7 protein-coding genes are annotated in these 7,662 nt (G+C 53.6%); 1 reads left to right on the top strand and 6 read right to left on the bottom strand.

Annotation, left to right across the window (positions count from 1 at the left end; all coding sequences use genetic code 11):
• Positions 1-718: SIR2 family NAD-dependent protein deacylase (locus DQ405_RS23015; RefSeq protein ID WP_168426276.1), on the bottom strand; the 718-nt coding region annotated here is incomplete at its 3' end.
• Positions 719-803: 85 nt separating this feature from the next.
• Positions 804-1,625 (bottom strand): hypothetical protein, encoded by an 822-nt coding sequence (locus tag DQ405_RS23020; RefSeq protein WP_168426271.1) that lies wholly within the window; start codon positions 1,623-1,625, stop codon positions 804-806.
• A 410-nt stretch (positions 1,626-2,035) separates the two neighbouring features.
• On the opposite strand from DQ405_RS23020, the gene DQ405_RS27625 reads away from it, so the two are divergent.
• Positions 2,036-2,557 carry a hypothetical protein gene (locus DQ405_RS27625; RefSeq protein WP_241730134.1) on the top strand — a complete coding sequence of 174 codons (522 nt, stop codon included), beginning with the start codon at positions 2,036-2,038 and terminating at the stop codon, positions 2,555-2,557.
• Between the two features lie 394 nt (positions 2,558-2,951).
• Here the strand turns inward: DQ405_RS27625 and DQ405_RS23030 are convergent, their stop codons facing one another.
• The 4 genes from DQ405_RS23030 to DQ405_RS23045 form a co-directional block, all read right to left on the bottom strand.
• Positions 2,952-3,698, bottom strand: coding sequence for a DUF5677 domain-containing protein (locus tag DQ405_RS23030; protein WP_168426272.1), 747 nt, complete (start codon positions 3,696-3,698; stop codon positions 2,952-2,954).
• Positions 3,682-4,506, bottom strand: coding sequence for a hypothetical protein (locus DQ405_RS23035; protein ID WP_168426273.1), 825 nt, complete (start codon positions 4,504-4,506; stop codon positions 3,682-3,684). The genes DQ405_RS23030 and DQ405_RS23035 overlap by 17 nt, the downstream gene beginning before the upstream one ends.
• A gap of 312 nt (positions 4,507-4,818) precedes the next feature.
• Positions 4,819-6,105, bottom strand: a complete 1,287-nt coding sequence (locus tag DQ405_RS23040; protein WP_168426274.1) for a hypothetical protein — start codon at positions 6,103-6,105, stop codon at positions 4,819-4,821.
• A gap of 13 nt (positions 6,106-6,118) precedes the next feature.
• Complete coding sequence (locus DQ405_RS23045; RefSeq protein ID WP_168426275.1) at positions 6,119-7,411, bottom strand: hypothetical protein; 1,293 nt, start codon at positions 7,409-7,411, stop codon at positions 6,119-6,121.
• Positions 7,412-7,662 lie beyond the last annotated feature (251 nt).

Below are 7,662 nucleotides of genomic sequence, written 5' to 3' on the forward strand. Positions count from 1 at the left end.
TCATCACAGAGGCGGGGCCTTCGAGAAAGTGCTCTTGGCTGCTGACATCGAAGCGCACAGGATTGATGTGTGCGACAGTCGCCCCCTGTCCCAAAGCGCGTAACGGAAGCTCTGCTGCCGGATAGACAACCCCGGACGTTCCAATCGACAGGAACACATCGCACTCCTGCGCAACTGCGAGCCCTGCGCCCCATGCATCCTCTGGCAGCATCTCACCAAACCAAACGACGCCAGGTCGAACATACCCATCACACGCACTGCATCGCGGCGGCTCAATCCGACTTCCATCTTCAGGCTGGGCTTCAGACGTAAGAGGCAAGGTATGCGCCAGGCCACAATCGATGCACCGAGGCGAATGCAAGCTGCCGTGCAGATGAATCACATCCTGGCTACCAGCGCGCTCATGGAGGTCATCAACGTTCTGGGTCACCACGGTCAGTTTGGGCACATGCATAGCTAGTTCGGCGATAGCGAGATGAGCACCGTTTGGCTGCGCCTGCAGAACTTTATGCCGGCGCCATTCGTACCATCCCCAACACAGTGATGGATCAGCTCGGAATGCTTCGCTGGTGGCGAGCTGCGCTGGATCGAAGCGCTCCCATAGTCCCGTCAATTCGTCTCTGAAAGTCGGGATGCCACTCTCAGCTGATGCACCAGCGCCTGTGAAGACAACAACGTGCTGAGCTTTCCTCAATTGCAGAGCTGGCGTACTGGTCATAATGAGCATTCCTTGGAGCCGGACTTTAAGTTGATCTTTGCTAACACAAGCTTCGATCTGCAGCATTGTCCGGATGAGATACGAGCTAACGAGGTTTCCGAGCTTCCCACATCTGCTGGAATGCATCGCTAGTTACCCGGATGCCTACCAGAGTGACAGCCCCATCTATGATGCCAGCATCCCGAGACCACTTAGACAGCAGTCTAGCGAGCTCAAATAAAGACATAGGGTGCTCTGGGCGTCGAGCAGAAGGGAAAAGCCAGTCACCTTCTGAGAGTTTTTCGGCATTTAGATACCGAGCGACTGACCCGTGAGTTGTTGCGGGCAGACCTACATAGCTGAAGTTTCTGCCAGCACTGCGCCAGGTTTTGTAAACCCGGTAAGCGCCGCCTCCGTTGTGACAAATCGAGCTTAGATACTCTATTGGGCGCACGCCCGCCCGCATGCATGAAAACAGCGCCTGGTCTCGCAAGCTTACGGAGGCGTTGATAGCACGCTCCAACGCCTGCAAATCCTCGCTCGTTGGAACGCCTCTAGTTGGCAGTGGCAGGCGGCCCCTGCGGTTCCGTTTGAACGCCATCAGATAGGAGAAAGCAGACGAGCCCACAAAATGTCTGAGTTGTTGTTCGTCGGTGGTCACCTCACTTGCCTCAAGCGCAGCTTGAATACTTGAGAGGATCGCGAGTTTTGCAGTATCTGGCGTAGCCATCAGCGACTCGGGCGAGCCGGACTTCGCACACTGTTCGAGATCGTGATAGTCCTGATAACCCAAGCCTCTAGCCAGAAGGCTTTGAGCGAACGCGAGTGGTACTCTCGATGGGCCGTGCAACAAATTGCGTAGCTGTTTGGCTAAGCTTTTGAAGCCTCGGTTGCTGATTAGATCGTCAGGATAAACAGGAATGCGCATGCGAATCTCCGAGCGCCAGGGTGTCGGCTGCCCGCTGACTATCGTCGAAATGCGTGCGATAAAGAGGTGTTACAACCTGTGGCACTTGAGCCTTCACGAGCCGACCGTTTGATCCAGGGAGATCAGAGGCGTAGAAATTAGCATGGCAATCTGCGGAGCGTCTACGATGGTTCCGAAAGATTGGGCTGCCTCATCGATTCAGGGCACATGACCACCGTTTCGGGGGCATATTGGCAGCTGATTTTTTCAAACGGGATTTGGGCTCGGTATCAGATATTGAGCAAGTGAAAATTGAGGAAAGGCGTGGCGAACTTCAAATCGACTGAGATGCGGTTTTTGGACTCGATCTTCGACATGGGTGGAGGATACGTTCTCGACTTTTCCTAACCGCACGTATGGACGAATTCTTCATGGAGGAGCTTGAAATCGACATCTCGCACGAGATGTTTTCCAAAGACGGCACCTCCAAGGCCAGACGTGTCAGATACCTACTTCAAAACGCCGATCACCCTACGGTATCTCGAGTGCTCGAAGCTCTCTGGAAGTATCGGCAATCTATGCGAGAGGAGACCAAGGCTGAGGAAACCGTCGTGAACGCTGAGGGGCGATTCGTCTCCCTGCTCAAGTCCGTAAGATCGCCAGGGCAGCCCGCAGAAGTTGCGGTGAATCCATTCGCGGCGGCAGCATTTCTCGATCAGGAGCAAATTTTTGATACCCTAAGGCTGCGGCTGAAGAAGCTGCACAGCCTACCGCCCCATAAGCGTGGCTATGAATTTGAAGTCTTTCTCAAAGATCTCTTTGACTCGTCCAAGCTGCAGGCACGGTCGCCCTTTCGACTGGTCGGTGAACAAATCGATGGTAGCTTTCAACTCGGAAACGAAACCTATTTGGTCGAGGCAAAATGGGTCAGAGTATCCAATCGGCGCAGCTGATCTACATACGTTCCACGGCAAGCTGGATCAAAAGGCCGCCTGGGCGCGTGGGGTTTTTCATCAGCTATGGCGGATTCACCCAAGAAGGCCTCCACGCATTTGGCAGAGGCCGAAAGGTGATCTGCATGTCCGGCGAGGATATCTACAAAGCACTGGGACGGCGGATACCCATTGCGGAGGTAATTGACCGGAAAGTTAGAGCTGCTGCAGAAACTGGCTCTGCGTTCGTACCCCTGGATGAGTTGTCCAAGCAATGACAAGCACGGCTCGAGATGAAGGGGCCGTGTAATGTGCCCGAAAGGGACACTAAGCCAGTTTTATAGGCTTAATGTACCGATTCGGGATCATTTATGAACCTGCAGATCAATCCTGTTTTTATTTCCCCAACCTCATCCTATGCAGGCTCTTTGGGAGCCGCTGCATTATTCTCCTCATCCCTTGGTGCGTCCTCGATCTCGAAGCGCGTATCAAATCCAGGATACGCAGTGTTCACGTCAGCAAGAATGGCATTTACTAAGTGCAGCGCATCAGCGATGGTAGGTTCCAGCATCCGGTGGTATGGCAGTGGGATGCGATGGAACCGATGGAGAGGGTTCAGGCAGTGGGTGAAGTTACTGTCCCTTATTGCACCCCATTGACCATGGACGAAGCCCGAGGCCCAACCGTAGTACCGGTCGTAGTCATCCTTCGTTCCTGAATCCTCTGCCAGCCTGCGAAGATCTTTACCAGCCCAATGGCCCAGATCGATCTCCACGTACTCTTGGAAGTAGTCTTCGTTCGCCAAGGTTTCCAAAGCTTCTTGGGTAACAAACTGAGGTTTTTGGCCGGCCATCTCTTCGTGCTTGAGCAGTGCCAGCTTGGCTTGCCCGGTGCCATAGGAACGAAATTTCCTCCACATCTCGTCGTTACCACAGCGTAATAGGTAAGCTAGTGAGATCCTGCATTCAGTAAGAGATCGAAGCAGTAGCCTTCCAGTAATTGCTGAACTCAACGGCCCCATACTCATTTCGGCTAAGCAGGCGAGAGCGAAGAATCCGAACCCAAAAACGCCATCGTGTTTCTGATTCAGGCCAGTGGTACTCAAGCTCGCGAACCAATGAGCCAGTAGAGCTTCGCGGACATCATTAATCGTCGTGCCCAAGATTTTGGGATCGTGGGCAGATCCACCTCTGGACTCCAATGGGGCTGGGAGGCATTGAGTATGTTCGAGTGTGTAATCCCAGAATAATTCGGGCCAGGGGTTTCGGTGCTTGATCTGGCTTGAGGCTGGTTACAGCAATCTCCGTCGATCTGATATAGGGGCGCACTGATCTCATATCCCCATGATTCGGATACTCGATTAGCTCTTGAACTCGCTCCCTCATCGTTTCCATGACGAAGATCTCCCCCAGACCTAGCTTGAACAGCACGCTTAACCAGCGCACATCCGTTGCTTCTTGCGACTGATGATCAAAGGTTTTCAGTACCGCCTGGACAAGGGTCTGCCAGTCGTCCTCGGATGCCTCAACAGCGAGTGCTGCTTTCCACCAGTCTCGACCTGGAAGACTTTCGAGGAGCAGTAACGGACGCAACGCTTGCAAGCCTGAATGGCAGTGGAGCACCCGAGTTACAAGCGCGTTGAAGAGCTCTCTCGGCTGGTTCGGCAAATCAGAGTGGCGAAGCGACCAGCCCAGTGCTGGTTTTGACTCCTGCTCGTGTTCATCACGTCGATAGCGAATGCCGATGGAGGCGATGTCCCGAAAAACCTCGATTGCCTCTTTGCGGGGAATTACGGTAATGACCAGGCAAGCCCAAAGCATTTCCGGTAGGCGATTGTTCGCCCACGACGAGAAACTCATCCCCGTGAGTTGCATCATAGGAGGTATGAGCGCTTTGCCTACCCTCTTGTGATCTGCCAGTGACGACGTAACTTTTCCGGAGCGATTTGGCTTTTTCTTCCTATTAGACATGAGCTACTTCCTGTTTGGCTACGCACTATTGGAACCGTCATCAGCCATCAGTTCGACGCTGGCCCAGTTAACTGAAGCTGAGCCTCGACCTGATGTCCTCCCCGGTTGCCCCTACCTTACGAATCCAGGTCGGATGGCTCTCCCTTGTCCACATCTCTTTTCCAATGTTGCACCTGTGGTTCGCGTCCACTGTGCCATACGACCCCTTCAGATCGACGCCAGGAGGCATGGCTGTTTCCACCGCCTGGCCAAGCGCCCCGTTCTGTGACAAAAATCCATATACAGGACAGACCGTCTTCCTCGAGAAAGGAGTCAAAACAGATTCTGATCTATAAAAGCATGAGAGCCGTCGTCAGGACTCTGACCACTAACGAAAAGTGTTCTGCCAGAGCTGTCAGCGTATATGTTTGAGTTCAAGTGATGCGGCGTCAGCCCTAGTCGTTTTGCGAGCCATGGTGCAGGTATCAGAGCGTGAGCGCCGTCGTTCAGGGACGCATCTAGATGGGACTCCCAGTGGTAACGGAAACACGGGTAGGCAATCTCAACCTCCCCAATATTGTGAAAGTCCATGGTTGACCACTGTTCCTGTTCCCACGTTGAGCGCCAAGGGGCTTCAAGTAGATAACCATCATCCGTCGCATTACGGGCTGACCAAGTGTCTACTCGAATCTCCTTCTGCAGTCGGATAAATTTTATGAGTTTTTGCTCATCCTCACGCTTGACGATTACCGGCAGTAAGAAGCGCCATTCCTGTTTTCTAAGCCCGTGCTCGCGGCTGGGCTTGTCTTTGTAGCGCTCCGATACCGACCGATGCTCATGCAGAACTCTCCAGGCCCAGCCCTTCGCATCCGTCCTGCTGACAAGGCTTGCTATACCCAGAGCCGGATCCTCTTCAAAAGGCCACTTCCCAAGTTCGTGTTCTGAGGTCTGTCGCATGGTGATTTCGGATCTGGGGATGGAGTCTTCCGGGCTCGCCGCCTCTTCGGAGGTTAGGAGGATTGTTGGATCTATGTCCCGATGGAAACCTATATCGAGAGGGCCAACATACCGACGAGATCCATGGAGGGCGCGTTCGGACATCCATTTGTTATCAGCAAGGCTGCAGAGAAGCTCATCCAGAGCCAGCCACTGGTATTTCTTACCGATGCGCTCAACCAACGGTCTGTCCCGACTGTAATCATGCCCCCTGCTTCGATCATCGGGGAACCGAGCCTTCGTCCAGCCTAGGCCATAGGCACGCTTCGCAACCCAGTGCTGGGCGGCAGTCACATCGATATGCGGTAGCTTGTCAGGCCGTTCCTCGGCAGCATTGAAGCGCGGCCTGTATTCCTTGCGATACCTAGCCTTTTCACCTGTGCTCAGCATTCTTAGAAGGAGTGTCTCGCACGCTTTAAAGCTCTCAGAGTGGTCAGGTGCAGCTGTGCCCTGCCGACGCTGAAGAAGATCTCGGAAGCGGTTGGGCGTAAAGGCGTGCATCATTTCAAGTAGTTCGACGCGTTCAGGACAATGGTTGATGACTTCTTGCTCAAAGATTTCATATCTTTCAGAAGGGGTCAGGGGCTCAGGAGTGCTGAGCGAGATATTCAGGAACGAAGTCACGCGAGGTCGTATTTCATAGCAGCCAAAGTCGCCACCCCACTGGGCGCATGAGCTTTGTATCTGAGAGTCGCCAGCGCACTTTGGCAGCCTTCTCGACAGCCTCTTCTGTAACGGAAAGCCGAATGACCTTCGAGTTGTAGGGTGGCCGGGCCTTCTGAATGTCCACGGTTTCCGGCAAGCAGTTTTTGCAATCGGCGAGCTCGATGATGCCAAGGGCGGCGTCTCGAAGCAGGATGGACGCGGGGACATCCACTCGGTCGAATACTGCCTTGTAGGCCACCGCAGAAAAGGGGCGCAGAAGCCGTTCACAATTGCTGACACAGCACGCACCGAAGGCAGCGGTATGCAGGCGCTCCAGGATGTATAAGTCGTCCACTGCGGCGAAGTCATCACCAAGCTTCGCGTACAGAGAAGGGTTGCGGATCATCAGGGAGGTAAGCGCTTTGGTGGCCTTGTCCCGCAGCTCCCGATTAGAGCTAGCAAGGAACCATGTAAGGATTATCGCGCAAAGGTACTGTACCTCAGGGTCTGTCTGCTCGCTTTGCTCGAGAGCGCTCCATTCTATGAGCCGCCTGGCAGTAGCCCCCGCGTCTAACGGGAGAATATTCGCGTGCACAGTCCAGTATGCGTCCCGTTTCGGCATATCAAGGACAATTAGCCGCTTATGCAGCGCTTTTGCATTCCAGGGGTGCCCGGCACTCGCGCTGACCTGGATAATAATGTCAAAGTGTCCATCTTCAACCTCCAAGAATGCGTTGAATAGCTCAAGTGTCCGGTCGGTGAACGACTCATTATTGCGCCACCTAAGACTTTCTATGAAGGCATCATTGACCGCTGGATCATTCGCCCATGCATTGATATCGCCTGGCAGCAGATCGAGGAGCTCTTGATTGAAGCGCTCAGGCAGTTGCACCGATAGGGCGTCGACCAATCCCACCCAGTCTCCTTGAATGCTCTCATCATCATGGATGAACTTCAGGGAGCCAGATTTCAGTGCATCAGAAGGTTTTATTACCGTCTCCAGTATTACTGAGGCCATCAAGTGGTCTTGAAGTCTCTGGAAGCTGAATCGAACTATGTCTTCAGGGGCGGCAAAAGGATCGGCTCTCCTTTCTCTAGGATCTGGATCAAGTCTGAATAATCCGTTTCTCTGGAGAACTTCAAACCATGTCGTTCCAAGGGGTGCTGGGTACGCACGGAATTTCCCATCGATGATGCTTATAGCGTCGCTATGCGGCACATAGTCCCGTCTGTTTTCAGCCATCTCTGAGGCAATAGCAGCAAGTGCCTGGTTCGTCGGCTTCACCAACTCATCGCTACCATCCCTTCCGGCACCCAAGTTGCGAGCAATACTCTTCGTATAAAACGAAAAAACCTGCTTCGTGCCTACCAAACCCTTGGGAAACCACTTTAGATTTTCCCTTTCAAGTGCAAACGCAAGCGCTACGCAAAAAAAGCGGGTTTACAAACTCGGCAGCTAGCCAGGGGGTGTTCGGTTGAGATATTCCGCGCTTTCCCAAGTATATGCGAGCGGCCCTGGACTGCTCTTCCTGTGTC

This window comes from Pseudomonas sp. SST3 (assembly GCF_003325755.1).

Coding starts and splice junctions, on each gene's coding strand:
- DQ405_RS27625 (WP_241730134.1), top strand. CDS start 2,036: ATGGAGGAGCTTGAAATCGACATCTCGCACGAGATGTTTTCCAAAGAC.
- DQ405_RS23020 (WP_168426271.1), bottom strand. CDS start 1,625: ATGCGCATTCCTGTTTATCCTGACGATCTAATCAGCAACCGAGGCTTC.
- DQ405_RS23035 (WP_168426273.1), bottom strand. CDS start 4,506: ATGTCTAATAGGAAGAAAAAGCCAAATCGCTCCGGAAAAGTTACGTCG.